Source organism: Pseudomonas cichorii (assembly GCF_003700275.1).
GTDB lineage: Bacteria > Pseudomonadota > Gammaproteobacteria > Pseudomonadales > Pseudomonadaceae > Aquipseudomonas > Aquipseudomonas cichorii_B.
This window is the reverse complement of sequence record NZ_RBRE01000013.1, coordinates 107,648-121,373: the sequence shown is the minus strand read 5'-3', so window position 1 is coordinate 121,373 and position 13,726 is coordinate 107,648. Positions and strand designations below refer to the sequence as shown.

Annotated in this window: 15 protein-coding genes; 7 read left to right on the top strand and 8 right to left on the bottom strand. The window is 59.3% G+C overall.

What is annotated here, in order from left to right:
* Positions 1–46 precede the first annotated feature (46 nt).
* Positions 47–532, bottom strand: coding sequence for an anti-sigma factor antagonist RssC (gene rssC / locus ALQ04_RS03205; protein ID WP_004881040.1), 486 nt, complete (start codon positions 530–532; stop codon positions 47–49).
* Positions 529–1,713 (bottom strand): two-component system response regulator RssB, encoded by a 1,185-nt coding sequence (gene rssB / locus ALQ04_RS03200; RefSeq protein WP_122314410.1) that lies wholly within the window; start codon positions 1,711–1,713, stop codon positions 529–531. Before rssB ends, rssC begins: the two co-directional genes overlap by 4 nt.
* A gap of 265 nt (positions 1,714–1,978) precedes the next feature.
* On the opposite strand from rssB, the gene ALQ04_RS03195 reads away from it, so the two are divergent.
* Positions 1,979–2,278 carry a PilZ domain-containing protein gene (locus ALQ04_RS03195; RefSeq protein WP_122314409.1) on the top strand — a complete coding sequence of 100 codons (300 nt, stop codon included), beginning with the start codon at positions 1,979–1,981 and terminating at the stop codon, positions 2,276–2,278.
* An 80-nt stretch (positions 2,279–2,358) separates the two neighbouring features.
* Here the strand turns inward: ALQ04_RS03195 and ALQ04_RS03190 are convergent, their stop codons facing one another.
* Positions 2,359–3,060, bottom strand: a complete 702-nt coding sequence (locus tag ALQ04_RS03190) for a VacJ family lipoprotein (RefSeq protein WP_122314408.1) — start codon at positions 3,058–3,060, stop codon at positions 2,359–2,361.
* A gap of 197 nt (positions 3,061–3,257) precedes the next feature.
* Between ALQ04_RS03190 and ALQ04_RS03185 the strand changes: the two genes are divergently transcribed.
* Positions 3,258–3,881: an HAD family phosphatase gene (locus ALQ04_RS03185; protein WP_122314407.1), complete on the top strand. Its 624-nt coding sequence runs from the start codon at positions 3,258–3,260 to the stop codon at positions 3,879–3,881.
* A 179-nt stretch (positions 3,882–4,060) separates the two neighbouring features.
* A complete protein-coding gene (locus tag ALQ04_RS03180; RefSeq protein WP_122314406.1) occupies positions 4,061–4,324 on the top strand; it encodes a DUF4404 family protein in 264 nt (87 codons plus the stop codon).
* Positions 4,325–4,366: 42 nt separating this feature from the next.
* Here the strand turns inward: ALQ04_RS03180 and queF are convergent, their stop codons facing one another.
* Positions 4,367–5,197 carry an NADPH-dependent 7-cyano-7-deazaguanine reductase QueF gene (gene queF, locus ALQ04_RS03175; RefSeq protein WP_122314405.1) on the bottom strand — a complete coding sequence of 277 codons (831 nt, stop codon included), beginning with the start codon at positions 5,195–5,197 and terminating at the stop codon, positions 4,367–4,369.
* A gap of 175 nt (positions 5,198–5,372) precedes the next feature.
* Between queF and ALQ04_RS03170 the strand changes: the two genes are divergently transcribed.
* Entirely contained in the window at positions 5,373–6,053 is a 681-nt protein-coding gene (locus ALQ04_RS03170; RefSeq protein ID WP_122314404.1) for a heavy metal response regulator transcription factor, read from the top strand.
* A complete protein-coding gene (locus ALQ04_RS03165) occupies positions 6,050–7,474 on the top strand; it encodes a heavy metal sensor histidine kinase (protein ID WP_122314403.1) in 1,425 nt (474 codons plus the stop codon). Before ALQ04_RS03170 ends, ALQ04_RS03165 begins: the two co-directional genes overlap by 4 nt.
* A gap of 45 nt (positions 7,475–7,519) precedes the next feature.
* Here the strand turns inward: ALQ04_RS03165 and ALQ04_RS03160 are convergent, their stop codons facing one another.
* The 3 genes from ALQ04_RS03160 to ALQ04_RS03150 all read right to left on the bottom strand — a co-directional run bounded on the left by ALQ04_RS03160 (position 7,520) and on the right by ALQ04_RS03150 (position 10,769).
* Positions 7,520–8,764, bottom strand: a complete 1,245-nt coding sequence (locus tag ALQ04_RS03160) for a lipoprotein-releasing ABC transporter permease subunit (protein WP_122314440.1) — start codon at positions 8,762–8,764, stop codon at positions 7,520–7,522.
* 63 nt (positions 8,765–8,827) lie between these two features.
* Positions 8,828–9,511 carry a lipoprotein-releasing ABC transporter ATP-binding protein LolD gene (lolD, locus tag ALQ04_RS03155; protein ID WP_183142097.1) on the bottom strand — a complete coding sequence of 228 codons (684 nt, stop codon included), beginning with the start codon at positions 9,509–9,511 and terminating at the stop codon, positions 8,828–8,830.
* A 7-nt stretch (positions 9,512–9,518) separates the two neighbouring features.
* Complete coding sequence (locus tag ALQ04_RS03150; protein WP_122314401.1) at positions 9,519–10,769, bottom strand: lipoprotein-releasing ABC transporter permease subunit; 1,251 nt, start codon at positions 10,767–10,769, stop codon at positions 9,519–9,521.
* Positions 10,770–10,870: 101 nt separating this feature from the next.
* On the opposite strand from ALQ04_RS03150, the gene ALQ04_RS03145 reads away from it, so the two are divergent.
* Together ALQ04_RS03145 and ALQ04_RS03140 are read left to right on the top strand one after the other, a co-directional pair.
* Positions 10,871–11,458: a PilZ domain-containing protein gene (locus tag ALQ04_RS03145; RefSeq protein WP_122314400.1), complete on the top strand. Its 588-nt coding sequence runs from the start codon at positions 10,871–10,873 to the stop codon at positions 11,456–11,458.
* A gap of 61 nt (positions 11,459–11,519) precedes the next feature.
* Positions 11,520–12,242: a glycerophosphodiester phosphodiesterase gene (locus ALQ04_RS03140; RefSeq protein ID WP_122314399.1), complete on the top strand. Its 723-nt coding sequence runs from the start codon at positions 11,520–11,522 to the stop codon at positions 12,240–12,242.
* 42 nt (positions 12,243–12,284) lie between these two features.
* Here the strand turns inward: ALQ04_RS03140 and sthA are convergent, their stop codons facing one another.
* Positions 12,285–13,679 (bottom strand): Si-specific NAD(P)(+) transhydrogenase, encoded by a 1,395-nt coding sequence (gene sthA / locus ALQ04_RS03135; RefSeq protein ID WP_122314398.1) that lies wholly within the window; start codon positions 13,677–13,679, stop codon positions 12,285–12,287.
* Positions 13,680–13,726 lie beyond the last annotated feature (47 nt).

Here is a 13,726-nt window from a genome sequence, read left to right as displayed (position 1 = left end):
CCTTTTCATTGCCCGCAGTTTGGCGCGGCAAGCTACGGATTCTCGGTCAGCGCTGCCCTTCGAGGGCATTCACCAGATCATGGAACGCTTCACGGTTGGAGTCGTTCAGGCCCATCAGGATCTTGTGCGCTTCCAGCACCTTGGCCTTGACCACTTCTTCGCACTGGTCCTGCGACGGCAGATCGGTCAGGCACTCAGGGCGCGGAATCGGGCGATCAACGATATTGAACACCTGATCGAAGCCCATCGACTGCAACAAGCGCGTGATGTCTTCATGGGTGGTGACCAGGGTTGGCAGCAAGCCGACCTTTTGACGCGACAGAATCGACAGCTTGGCCAGAAGGCCGAGGGTCGTGCTGTCGATGCTACGGGTTTCGGTCAAGTCGATCACCACAGCCGAAAAATTCAGCGCGGTGAAGATTCTCTCGATTGTCGCATCCAAGGCCGAACACAACGTCAGACGTACCTCGCCCACAAACTTCAGGACGAAGGTGCCTTCTTGCTCGGCGAACTGGATTCTACCGGTACTCATTCAAGATTCCTGCGTAACACTAACAAGGCGATATCATCCGGCATCTCCCCTAGCGTAGCCAATTCAAAAACCTCCTGCAGTCCTTCCAGGCTGCCACCAGCTGTCTTGACCATTTCCGGCAAGACCGCTTCCTTTTCCTTGAGTGTATCACCGGGCAGAAGATCCAGTATGCCATCAGACAACATCGTCAGACTGAAGGACTCGGGCAGTTCCAGCTCATGGTCCTGGTAAGTCGCTTCATTGAACAACCCGACAGGCAGGCCGCGACCTTGCAGATAGCGCGCTTCGCCGCCCGTGAACAGTACCGGAAGCGGCAGATGGCCGCCAACCGCGTAGGTTAGGATGCCCTTGTCTTCGTCGATGACGCCGCCAACCATGGTTACATGCTTGCCCAGCTTGCAGCTGATCAGCCCACGGTTGATATGCGCCAGTACATCCGACGGTTTGAACTCTGGCAAGGTGCCGCCACGCTTGGACTCGAACAGCAAGCGGGTGGTCATGAACTTCAACAGCACGGTAATGAACGCCGAAGACGCACCATGGCCCGAGACATCGGCCAGATAGAACGCCACACGCCGTTCGTCGACCCGGAAATAATCGACAAAGTCGCCGGACAGATACAGTGACGGGATGATCTGGTGGGCGAACTGGAACTCGTCGATCGACCATGGGCTGATCGGCAGCATGTTCATCTGCACCTGACGACCGGCATCCTGGTCTTCCTGCAACAGATGAAGGCTCGCCTCCAGCTCGCGGTTGGCCGTTTCCAGCTTGTCGCGATAATTCTGGTTTTCCTGGAGCAGGCGCGCACGATCCAGTGCGCGGTGCACGGAATGTTCGAGAACGGCCAGATCTTCCAGCGGCTTGATCAGATAATCGGCAGCGCCAAGACGCAGGGCCTCGACGGCATCGCTCATGACACCCGCACCGGACACGACAATGACCGGTGTTTGAGAGGAAAGGCTGGTCACCTGACGAATCAGTTCCAGCCCGCCCATCTGGGGCATGCGCAGATCGCAAATGACCAGATCCGGCTTTTGCGTCTCGAATATCTGTATTCCCTGCTGGCCATTATTCGCCTGCAGGACGCTGAAGCCACTATCTTCCAGATAGGCGGCGAGACTCGCGCGCACTACGTCGTCGTCATCGATAATCAGCAGCGTGGCACTGGTTTTTGGCATGGGGGCAAACGGCGCCAGGTCAGGTTGTGTAGGCGGCCCGGCCGTGCCGGAACCTGCTTACTGGATTCGCTTCTAGCCTCTCTGCAACGACAGATCCGCAGTCGGATCTGCGATCGGGTTTCAGAGGTGCCCTTCAAGGCGCAGACGGTACTCCCATCCGACGGGCGTTTCAAGCGTACTACCCTGCTCACTTTGCGTCTTTACATCGCAAATCGCCGAGAGTTATAAGAACCGGTAAATCAGCAACCAAAATGAAGGATTAGACATGGGCCAGAATGATCGCAGCTACGAGGAAAAACGAGACTACATTCGCATGCGGATCGATGCCGATATCAGCCTGTTGCATGCAGGCCAGGTGATTCCGGCAGTCTGCATCGACCTGTCCAGCAGCGGCATGCAGGTCCAGGCGCCACGCTCCTTCAAGATCGGCGACAAGCTCAGCGTCAGCATCGACTCGGACCATCCGGCCCTCGCGGGTTTGTCGGCCCAGACAGAAGTCGTATGGCTGACCGATCTGGAAGACGGCGGCCAGAAACTCGGCCTTTCGATCATCGAGATGAGTTGAAAACAAAACTGCTTTGCGAAATACAACAAAGGCGACCTGGGTCGCCTTCATTGCTGTTAGGGATGCACATGCTGTAACGATTAAAAATCGTCTTCGACCTGCCCATCCTTGACCTTGAACTCACGGTTCTGCAGGTAGGCGTTGCGGATGAAGGTGTATTTGTCACCGCTGACCAGACGCTCGGCCGAGAGCAGGCTCGCGCGGGTATCGACCAGATCCACACCGCGGATCGTATTACGGGTCGGTACGTGATTGATGTAGGTGTACGGTTCGGTATAGGTGTCCGGGTATTTGGCCAGGGCATCGCGCACGGTGCTCGGGCCGAGCAGCGGCAGCACAACATACGGCCCGCTTCCTACACCCCAGTAACCCAGTGTCTGACCGAAGTCTTCATCGTTGCGCTGCAGCCCCATGTGGGTACCGACATCGATGAAACCCAGCAGGCCGAACGTGGTGTTGAAGATAAGGCGCGCCGTATCGACACCGGCCGCTGCGGGCTTGGCCTGCAGGATGTTGTTGGCCAGGTTGCCGACATCGCCGATGTTATTGAAGAAGTTGTGGACGCCGTCCTCGACGAATTGCGGTGCTATGTATTGATAGCCCTGCGCAATAGGCTTGAGGGTGTAGGTATCGACTGTGTCGTTGAAACGGAAAATGGCGCGATTGACACCTTCCCACGGATCTTCCTCGGCGGCCTGTGCCATCACCGGCATCATCACCACCCCTACACACACACCCATCCGAGCCAGACGCCCGGCAAAGCCTGCACCGATCACGGGCATAGCTGAAACTCCTGATCAAGATTATGACGCGCTACGGCGAACCCACACGCAAGGACGGGCAGTATAAAGCGTTCCGCCAAAAATAAGTCAGATCTTACAGACTGGGTAGTCAATGGCAGATTAAACACCGTCACCCCACCTTCATCTGAATGTCACATAAGCCCCGTAGCGTGCATGGGTATTTCAGAGAGTTCGCCATGCTCGCGCCGGTCGCCACCTCACTACCCGCCTTCCCTGCCCTGCTTTTCGGCCTTAGCGGCTGTCTGGTGGACTTTGGGGCGCAGGCAGGCATCAGGGCACAGGAACACAGTGCCGCTAAAGACCCGGACCTGGCTGTAACGACTCCCGGAGCAAGAAACATTCTGCAACTACTCAGTCGCCAGGGCATGCCTTGCGCATGGCTTGATGAGTTGCCCGAGCATCTGAGCCAGACGCTGGCAGCAACGGTCAGCGAATGGATTGTTCCAGCACCTCGCCCAACCGCCAAATGGCCCGCACCCGACGCCTGCTGGCTGGCCCTGATGGCGCTGAAGGTGAATCAACTGGACGGCTGCGTTTTGATCAGCGGCGATCCGCGCCTGCTGCAATCGGGCCTGAATGCCGGGCTGTGGACCATCGGCCTGGCTTCCTGCGGACCGCTGTGCGGCCTGTCACCGACGCAATGGCAGGCCTTGAGCGATATCGAGCGCGAACAACGCCGCGCCCAGGCCACCCTCACGCTCTACGCGCAAGGCGTGCATTCGGTCATCGACCATCTGGGCGAACTGGAATCCTGCCTTGCCGATATTGCCTTGCGCCGCAGCAAAGGCGAAAAGCCCTGATACACATCAGGCAGCCCGCTCTGGAGTGGATTAGTCTTAAGCTCTGCAAGAAATGTTTCGAGCGAAGGTGAGGCGAGCCTGCTTTCAACGCGGCATCACCGATGCGCAGATACGTTTCCATGGACCTTTCGTCTTGTGAAGTAGTCCATGACACAGACCTATCAAAGAAGGAGCGCGCCATGCCTGCCCGCGAACTGCAAGAACAACTCAACACCCTGCGCGAGCAACTGGAGCAGAACCCGCCGCTTTCCGAAGCCGAGCGCGTCAATCTGCATGAATTGATGGCACAGATCGAAACCCGACTTCAGCTGGAAAATGCCACTCAGGACGCGAGCCTGTCGGATGGCGTCAACCTTGCTGTGGAGCGCTTCGAGCTGGAGCACCCCGCCATTGCCGGCACCCTGCGCAATATCGTGCAGACCCTGGGCAATATCGGCATCTGATCCCATCACGAAAAAGCCCGTCACGATGACGGGCTTTTCTGTCTACTGCCGCGCCAACCGGCGATTGTCGACTTGCAGGGCTTCGGTGCTGCGATACGGGTTGATATCCAGTCCGCCGCGCCGCACATAGCGCGCATAGACCGTCAGCCTTTCAGGCTTGAGCAGGCGTTGCAGGTCGAGAAAGATCCGCTCCACACACTGCTCGTGGAAGTCCGAATGCTGGCGAAAGCTGACGATGTAGGCCAGCAGGCTTGCAGGATCCAGCGCAGCGCCACGATATTCCACCACCACGCTGCCCCAGTCCGGCTGACTGGTCACAGGGCAGTTGGATTTCAGCAGATGGCTGTGCAGGCTTTCTTCGACGATACGCGAATCGTCGCAGCGCAGCAGTTCGGGTTGTGGATGGTCGTAGCTGGCGATGCTCACATCCAGCTCGTCGATGCACTGGCCGGGCAAACCCGCCACACCTTCACTCTCGATTTCAGCCAGGCTGCTGATACGCACGCCTACCGGCTTGCCGGCCGCTGCCGACAGGTCTTTCTCCAGCGTCGCCTGTAATTGATCGCTACTCTCGAACGAGGTCTGGTTCAGCGAGTTGAGGTAAAGCTTGAAGGACTTGGATTCGATGATGTTTGGCGAGTCAGCCGGAATTGCGAACTCGGCAATCGCCACCACCGGCTTGCCCGACGGCAGCAGCCAGGACAGCTCATAGCAATTCCAGAAATCGACACCCTGATAAGGCAACGTCTGAGCTGTCAGCCCCAGTTCGGCCCACTTGGCAGCGCGCGGAATCGGAAACAACAAAGATGGCGTGTAGGTGGCGATGTACTCACTGGACTTGCCCAGCGGTGAGTGTTCGGCTGCGGGGTGCATGGCGATACCTGGAATCTCATGAATTAACCCGGCAAGTTTATAGGGTTTGCACCGGGCTTTCAGCGACAATATCGGCCGCAGGCTGAGCTGGCCCTGGATTACAAGGCTGTCAGCTTCAACACTTGCACTGGCTGGCGAGCTATAAAGCCCGGATTGCAATGCATATGAGAGCTCCATGAAATTACTGATCGTCGAAGATCAACCGAAGACCGGTCATTACCTGCATCAGGGCTTGAGCGAGGCCGGCTTCGATGCCGAGCTGGCAAACGATGGCACCATCGGCCAGAGCCTGGCGCTGAGCGGCGATTACGCGCTGCTGATTCTCGACGTGATGCTGCCGGGCCGCGATGGCTGGCAGATTCTTGAGGCCGTGCGCTCTGCGGGACTGGAAACGCCCGTGCTGTTCCTCAGCGCCCGGGATGCGATCGAGGATCGGGTTCGTGGCCTGGAACTGGGCGCCGATGATTATCTGGTCAAGCCCTTCGCCTTTTCCGAGTTGCTGGCCAGAGTCCGCAGCCTGCTGCGCAGAGGTAACGGCAGCGCTGCGCAAACCCATCTGCAAGTGGCCGACCTGCGTCTGGACCTGATGCGCCGCCAGGTCGAGCGCAGTGGCAAGCGCATCGATCTGACCGCCAAGGAATTCACCCTGCTGGAGCTGTTGCTGCGCCGTCAGGGCGAAGTACTGCCCAAATCGTTGCTGGCCTCGCAGGTCTGGGACATGCACTTCGACAGCGACACCAATGTGATCGAGGTCGCTATCCGCCGTCTGCGCCTGAAAGTCGATGATGATTTCCCCGACAAGCTGATCCACACCGTACGCGGCATGGGCTATGTGCTGGAAGAGCGCGAATCATGACGGTACGTCAGCGCCTTGAGCGACTTTCCTTGCGCAGCCGCCTGGCATTGCTGTTCGCCGCGTGTACGGCCGTGGTGTCGCTGACTGCCGGGATAGTGTTCAACCATGCCAGCGCCACGCACTTTGTCGAACTCGATCAACAACTGCTGGATGCACGACTGGGCACTCTGCGCAGCACCCTGCACAGCGTCGATACACGTGAAGCGTTCAACGAACGTCAGGTGCGCCTGCTTGCAGACCTGCATCATCAGCCGGACCTGAGCGTACGTATCGGCAGCGCCGACGGCCAGATCTGGTTCGACAGCACACCATCAACGACCCAAGCCCGCCAACAGAGTCCGGGTCTGCATAACCTGCACAGCGAGCAGACGGCCTATCGCAGCTTCACGGCCCCTCTTCAGCCGGGGTCGGCAAATTCGCCACAGGTCACCCTGCTGCTGGACATCACACATCACCAGCACTTCCTGCAACGCATGCAGCATTTGATCTGGCTGACCGTCGGACTTTCGGCACTGGCCACCGCGCTGCTGGGTGCCTGGGCCACGCGCAGCGGATTGAAGCCGCTGCACCGCATGAGCCGCATCGCAGCCGGGGTTTGCGCCAGTTCCCTGACCACCCGCTTGCCGGAAACCGGCATGCCCAGCGAACTGGCCGAACTGCCCCGTGCCTTCAATGCCATGCTGGCCCGGCTGGACGATGGCTTTCAGCGCCTGTCGGCATTTTCCGCCGACATTGCCCATGAGCTGCGCACGCCCCTGTCCAACCTGCTGACCCACACTCAGGTGACCCTGACCCGACCACGCGCTCTTGAAGACTATCGCGATGCGCTGGCGGGCAATCTCGAAGAGCTGCAAGGCATGGCGCAGATGGTCAATGACATGTTGTTTCTGGCCAAGGCCGAACACGGCCTGCTGACGCCGACATTTGACAGGCTGGAGCTGCAAGAAGAAGTCGACGTAGTACTGGAGTTCTTTGCGCCACTGGCAGAAGAAAAGCGTATCGGCCTGTCACGGCAAGGCCAGGCGACCCTGCATGGGGACCGGACTTTACTGCGCCGGGTGCTTTCCAACCTGCTGGATAATGCCCTGCGCTTCACCCAGGCAGGCGGCTACGTGAAGATCGACCTGCACGAATTGCCCAGCGGGGTTGCGCTAAGCGTGGAGAACAATGGCACTGACATAGCACCCGAAGCCCTGTCGCGCCTGTTCGACCGTTTCTATCGGGCTGATCCGGCGCGTCAGGAGAGCAGTGAACATGCGGGGCTTGGACTGGCAATCAGCCAATCGATTGTCCGTGCCCATGGCGGGTCGATCAGGTGTGAATCAGCCGGGGGAGTGACGCGCTTTCTGATTGAGTTCAGCCCCCCGGCAGGAGCGGATTCATGCGCGAAGAGGCCATTCCAGGCAACACCTGACCTGTGAATTTACACGCTCTTAGCGAATGAATTCGCTCCCTCACGGGTGAATTTATTCATAGCGCAATGCATGAGCCGGCTGAACCTGCGCAGCGCGCCATGCTGGGTAGATGGTGGCCAGGAAGCTCAGAATGAAACCGGCGCTGCAGATCAGCAACACATCCCCGCCTTGCAGTTCGGAAGGCAGATTGCTGATGAAATACACATCGGAGCTGAACACGTGCTGGCCGCTGACCCGCTCGAACCAGCCGACGATACTGCTGACGTTCAAGGCCGCGATCACCCCAAGCACGCCGCCGATCAGGGTGCCGACGATACCGATCACCGTGCCCTGGACCATGAAGATCGCCATGATCTGCCGCGGCGTGGCGCCGATGGTGCGCAGGATCGCGATGTCCGCGCCCTTGTCGTTCACCACCATGATCAGGGTCGCGATGATATTGAACGCCGCCACCGCAACGATCATCAGCAACAGCAGGCCTATCATGGTCTTTTCCATTTTCATGGCGCTGAACAGACTGCCCTGAGTGTGGGTCCAGTCATCGGCACGATAATCGGCGCCCAGCCCCGTAGCAATGGCGGCCGATACCTGCGGCGCCTTGTACAGGTCTTTCAGGGCCAGACGCACGCCTTGCACCTGATTGGGCTGCCAGCGCTGCATCTGCGCGGCATCGGCAATGTTGATCAACGCCATCGAGCCATCAAGCTCGGCGCCGACCTTGAACACACCTACCACGGTCAGGCGCTGCAGACGCGGCGTGATGCCGCCCGGCGCGTTGCTGACTTCCGGGACGATCAGGGTCAGCTTGTCACCCACGCTCAAGCGAAAGCGCCGGGCAGTGATATCGCCCAGCACCACGCCGAACTCGCCCGGTTTCAGGTCCTGCAGATTGCCGCGGGTGATATGCCGGGTCACGATCGAGACTTCATGCTCAAGCGCAGGATCGACGCCGCTGACCTGAATCGGCTGCATGGAGCCCTTGTAGGACAGCATGCCTTCCATTTCAGTGAACGGCACGGCCGCCGTGACTTCCGGGTTCTTCAAGGCCGCTTCGGCCAGCGGTTTCCAGTCGTCCACCGGCTTGACCCCGGCAATCACCGCATGCGGCACCATGCCGAGAATCCGCGAGCTCATTTCCCGCTGGAAACCGTTCATCACCGACAACACCACGATCATGGCCAGCACGCCCAGCGCCAGACCGATCATCGAGGTCATCGAGATGAAAGAGATAAAGCTTTTGCGGCGTTTTGCGCGGGTGTAGCGCGCGCCGATGAAGATGGATAACGGTCTGAACATTCGCGGAGCACCGTAGAAAAAAGTGAAGACCCCGACGCGATGGCTTGCGTCGGGGCGGGTCAATCAGCCTGCGACCAGACGACCGTCTTCCAGGCGCAGGATACGGTCCATCTGCCGGGCCAGGTTCATGTCGTGGGTCACCACCAGGAACGCCGTACGCGACGAAGTGCTCAGTTCACGCATCAGGTCCTGAATGCCCTGGCCCGTGTGATGATCGAGGTTGCCGGTCGGCTCATCGAGCATCACCAGCCCTGGCTGGTTGACCAGCGCACGGGCAATTGCCACCCGCTGCCGCTCGCCACCGGACAGTTCCGCCGGTTTGTGCGCCAGACGATGGCCGAGGCCTACGCGCTCCAGCAAGGCGGTTGCGCGCTGGCGGGCTTCCGGGATCGGCGTACTGCCGATCAACAGCGGCATGCAGACGTTCTCCAGAGCGGTGAACTCCGGCAACAGATGGTGGAACTGGTAAACGAAACCCAGCGCCCGGTTGCGCAGCAGGCCACGGGCCTTTTCACCCAGCGCCGACAGCTCTTCCCCGGCCAGCCAGACGCTGCCTTCGGAAGGCGTATCCAGGCCACCGAGCAGGTTGAGCAAGGTACTCTTGCCCGACCCCGAACTGCCGACGATCGCCACCCGCTCGCCCGGATGCAACTCAAGCTGCAAACCCGACAACACCACGACCGATTCCGGGCCTTCCTCGTAGGATTTACCCAGGTTGCGGCAACTCAATACTGCTTTGTCCAACATGCCCGACTCACTCATAACGTAACGCCTCCGCAGGCTGGGTGCGCGCCGCACGCCAGGCTGGATACAGGGTGGCGAGGAAACTCAGGACCAACGCAGCGCCGCAGACCTGGAACACGTCCTGGGCCATCAGTTGCGAAGGCAGATAATCGATGAAATAGACGTCGGCATTGAGAAACTTGTGGCCGAGCAGACCTTCTAGCGCCGAAATCGCCGAACTGACATTGAGCGCCGCGAGAATGCCCACCGCCGCGCCTATCACGGTTCCGACCACACCGATCACCGAACCCTGGACCATGAAGATGGCCATGATCTGTCTTGGGGTGGCGCCCAGCGTGCGCAGGATGGCGATATCGCCCTTCTTGTCGTTGACCACCATGACCAGCGTGGAAATGATGTTGAACGCCGCCACTGCAACGATCAGCAGCAACAGCAGGCCGATCATGGCCTTTTCCATGCGGATCGCCTGATACAGGTTGCCGTGGGTGCGGGTCCAGTCACGCGAGTAGAAGTTGTTCTCGCCCAGCTTCTGGGCGATTTCCCAGGAAGTACGCGGCGCAGCGAACAGGTCGTCGAACTTAAGGCGCAGGCCCTGAACCTGCTCAGGCTTCCAGCGGTGCATACGCCCCAGGTCGTCGAGGTTGGTCAGGCCCAGATAGCCATCCAGCTCGCCGGCACCGACGTGAAAGATGCCGACCACCTCGAAACGCTTCATGCGCGGAAACATGCCGGCCGGCGTGAGCGTGACTTCCGGAGCGACGAAGGTCAGCTTGTCGCCGATGCCGACTCCCAGCTTGGTGGCGGCCTTGTCGCCGATCACGATGCCGAAACTGCCGGGTGCAAGGCTGTCGAGTTTGCCCTGTTTGACAAAGTTGTCGATGATCGAAACCTTGCGCTCCTGCGCCGGGTCAATACCGTTGAGCAGCACCTTCTGGACCTTGCCTTCATGGGTCAGCAAGCCCTGCATCTGGGTGAATGGCGCTACCGCCAGAACCTGCGGGTTTTCCTGGACCTTAGCGGCCAGACCCTGCCAGTTGCTGATCGGTTCGCCGGATTCGATGGTGGCGTGGGGCACCATGCCCAGCACGCGGGTACGCATTTCGTGATCGAAGCCATTCATGACCGATAACACGACTATCATCACCACTACACCAAGCGCCAGGCCGATGATGGAAGTCAGGGAAATGAAGGAAACAAAATGGTTACGTCGTTTTGCACGGGTGTAACGTGTGCCGATGAAAACAAAAAGAGGTCTGAACATTAGGGAATTGTTCGCAGGAATGGGGACGTCCGTGTGGCGGGCCTTGATGTGCAGCTTTACACTCGAAACTCTCTGACCACAGCAGCTACCATGGGTTCGCCATGTCGACATTAGATGAAGAAGAACGCCGCGAATACTACCGTATCGAAGACAGCGTCGCACTGGAAATTAACCCTCTGTCTCTAGCAGACCAGGCCAGCCAGGAAGCCATGCGTGACACTTCGGCGCTGTTCGACCTGCTCAGCGAACTGCATGTCAGCGAGTTCGAGTCCCAGCACCTGCTGCGTCAGCTCGACGAGCGTGACCGGGTGCTGAACAGTTTTCTCAAGTCGCTGAACAAGCGCATCGACCTGCTGGGCCGGGTGGTTGCCCATACTGCCCTGGGCAAGTTGGGCGCACCGCAACCGGTGAAGCTTTCCGAGGGCGGCCTGCTGTTTACTTCACACCAGAGCTACAGCCCCGGCGAGAAGCTGTCGATCAAGATGGTATTGATGCCCCAGGCTGCCGGCCTGATGCTGAGCGCCATTGTCATTCACTGCAACACTCTGGAAAACGGCGAGTTCGATATCGGCACCGAATTCGTCGACCTGCCCGACGCCCAGCGTCAGTTGCTGGCGCGCCACGTCCTGCAACGCCAGGCCCAGCAACGCCGTCAGGCCCTGGAACAGGACAGTCCGCCCAAGGCCTGAGCGCATTCCTTTTGCACACCTCACACACATGTAATTGGCGCCTTCAAGGCCAGGAGTAAATGTGACCCTTATCTACGGCCATCGCGGCGCCAAGGGCGAAGCACCGGAAAACACTCTCACCAGCTTTCAGGAATGCCTCAAGCACGGCGTACGCCGCTGCGAACTGGATCTGCACCTGTCCCGCGACGGCGAGCTGATGGTCATTCACGACCCGACCCTCAAGCGCACCACGGATCGACGCGGCAAGGTCAATGAACATGTGGCTGCCGATCTGGTGACCTATGACGCTCGCAAGGGGGGGCCCGGCTGGATCACGCCATGCCCGATCCCGCGTCTGGAGCAATTGTTTGAGCAGTGCGATTTCGAGCACTGGCAACTGGAAGTCAAAAGTGCTTCACGCACTCGCGCTGCGAATACCGTGCTGGCGATTCGCGAAATGGTTCAGCGCCATGGTCTGCTGGACAAGGTGACCATCACGTCCAGCTCCCGCGAAGTCTTGCGCGCCGCAGCGGAACTGACGCCGGACATCAGCCGTGGGCTGGTTGCCGAATATGCCTGGCTCGATCCGTTGAAGGTCGCGCAGAATTACGGTTGCGGGATTCTGGCATTGAACTGGACGCTGTGTACCCCGGAGCGCCTGCAGAAAGCACAACGCCAGGGTCTGCATGTGTCGGTATGGACCGTCAACGAACCTGCACTGATGCGCAGGCTCGCCGACTTCGGCGTAGACAGCCTGATTACAGACTTTCCCGGTTTGGCCAGCGCCACCCTCGAGAATCGCTGAAATCGGTCTCCCCGGCCGGCTCAGGCCACCGGCCGGAGCCGCTTAAAAAAGCCGGTTCAGACCATCGTAGGCGGCTACCCGATAGGCTTCGGCCATGGTCGGGTAGTTGAAGGTGGTGTTGACGAAATACTTGATGGTATTCGCCGCGCCTTCCTGGTTCATGATCGCCTGACCGATGTGCACGATTTCCGAAGCCTGGTCACCGAAGCAATGCACGCCCAGGACTTCCAGGGTTTCGCGGTGGAACAGGATCTTCAGCATGCCGACCCGCTCACCGGAAATCTGCGCACGGGCCATGCCCTTGAAGAACGCCTTGCCGACTTCGTAAGGCACTCGGGCCTGGGTCAGTTCATGTTCGTTCTTGCCGATCGAACTGATCTCGGGAATCGTGTAGATCCCGGTCGGCACGTCGTTGACGTAACGCCAGCTACCGTTGTCGACCATGCTGCCCGCAGCCGAACGACCCTGGTCATAAGCGGCACTGGCCAGGCTCGGCCAGCCGATCACATCGCCCGCGCCGTAGATGGTCGGAACGCTGGTGCGGTAGTTCTCGTCGACTTCGATCTGCCCACGACCGTTGGCCTTCAGGCCGATGTTTTCCAGCCCCAGCTTGTCGGTGTTGCCGGTACGGCCATTACACCAGAGCAAGGCGTCGGCCTTGATCTTCTTGCCGGACTTGAGGTGCAGGATCACACCGTTATCCAGGCCTTCGACCTTTTCGTACTCTTCGTTATGGCGAACCATCACGTTGTTGTTGCTGAAGTGATAACTCAGCGCCTGGGAAATTTCCGAATCCAGGAAGCTGAGCAACTGGTCGCGGTTATCCACCAGTTCGACCAGAACACCCAGACCACTGAAGATCGAGGCATATTCGCAACCGATCACGCCAGCGCCATAGATGATCAGCTTGCGCGGGGTATGGCCGAGGCTGAGGATGGTGTCGCTATCGTAGATACGCTTGTGGCTGAAATCGATATCGGCAGGACGATAAGGGCGCGAGCCGGTCGCAATGATGACCTGATTGGCCACCAGCTTCTCAACGACACCGTTGGCGCATACCACGTCGATGCTGTTTTCGTCGGAAAAACTGCCGGTGCCGAAGAACACGTCGACACGGTTGCGGGCATAGTAGCCAGTACGCGAGGCCACTTGCTTGGAGATGACGATTTCAGCGTTCTTCAACACATCCGGAAACGAAAACCAGCGCGGCTCGCCAATGGCGCGGAACATCGGGTTGGTGTTGAAGTGGATGATCTGCTTGACCGCATGACGCAATGCCTTGGAAGGAATTGTGCCCAGGTGAGTGCAGTTGCCGCCGACTTGCCGACGGCTGTCGACCATGGCGACCTTGCGCCCCGCCTTGGCGGCATTCATCGCCGCACCTTCTCCGGCTGGGCCGGAACCCAATACCACTACGTCGTAGTTGTAGACAGCCATGCGTACTCCTTTAGAACATACCGAGGCGCCACTCTGGCGCCTCTGGC

Bases quoted from the DNA above. Each gene is read 5' to 3' on its own strand.
- rssC (WP_004881040.1), bottom strand. From the start codon at position 532: ATGAGTACCGGTAGAATCCAGTTCGCCGAGCAAGAAGGCACCTTCGTC.
- rssB (WP_122314410.1), bottom strand. From the start codon at position 1,713: ATGCCAAAAACCAGTGCCACGCTGCTGATTATCGATGACGACGACGTA.
- ALQ04_RS03195 (WP_122314409.1), top strand. From the start codon at position 1,979: ATGGGCCAGAATGATCGCAGCTACGAGGAAAAACGAGACTACATTCGC.
- ALQ04_RS03190 (WP_122314408.1), bottom strand. From the start codon at position 3,060: ATGCCCGTGATCGGTGCAGGCTTTGCCGGGCGTCTGGCTCGGATGGGT.
- ALQ04_RS03185 (WP_122314407.1), top strand. From the start codon at position 3,258: ATGCTCGCGCCGGTCGCCACCTCACTACCCGCCTTCCCTGCCCTGCTT.
- ALQ04_RS03180 (WP_122314406.1), top strand. From the start codon at position 4,061: ATGCCTGCCCGCGAACTGCAAGAACAACTCAACACCCTGCGCGAGCAA.
- queF (WP_122314405.1), bottom strand. From the start codon at position 5,197: ATGCACCCCGCAGCCGAACACTCACCGCTGGGCAAGTCCAGTGAGTAC.
- ALQ04_RS03170 (WP_122314404.1), top strand. From the start codon at position 5,373: ATGAAATTACTGATCGTCGAAGATCAACCGAAGACCGGTCATTACCTG.
- ALQ04_RS03165 (WP_122314403.1), top strand. From the start codon at position 6,050: ATGACGGTACGTCAGCGCCTTGAGCGACTTTCCTTGCGCAGCCGCCTG.
- ALQ04_RS03160 (WP_122314440.1), bottom strand. From the start codon at position 8,764: ATGTTCAGACCGTTATCCATCTTCATCGGCGCGCGCTACACCCGCGCA.
- lolD (WP_183142097.1), bottom strand. From the start codon at position 9,511: ATGTTGGACAAAGCAGTATTGAGTTGCCGCAACCTGGGTAAATCCTAC.
- ALQ04_RS03150 (WP_122314401.1), bottom strand. From the start codon at position 10,769: ATGTTCAGACCTCTTTTTGTTTTCATCGGCACACGTTACACCCGTGCA.
- ALQ04_RS03145 (WP_122314400.1), top strand. From the start codon at position 10,871: ATGTCGACATTAGATGAAGAAGAACGCCGCGAATACTACCGTATCGAA.
- sthA (WP_122314398.1), bottom strand. From the start codon at position 13,679: ATGGCTGTCTACAACTACGACGTAGTGGTATTGGGTTCCGGCCCAGCC.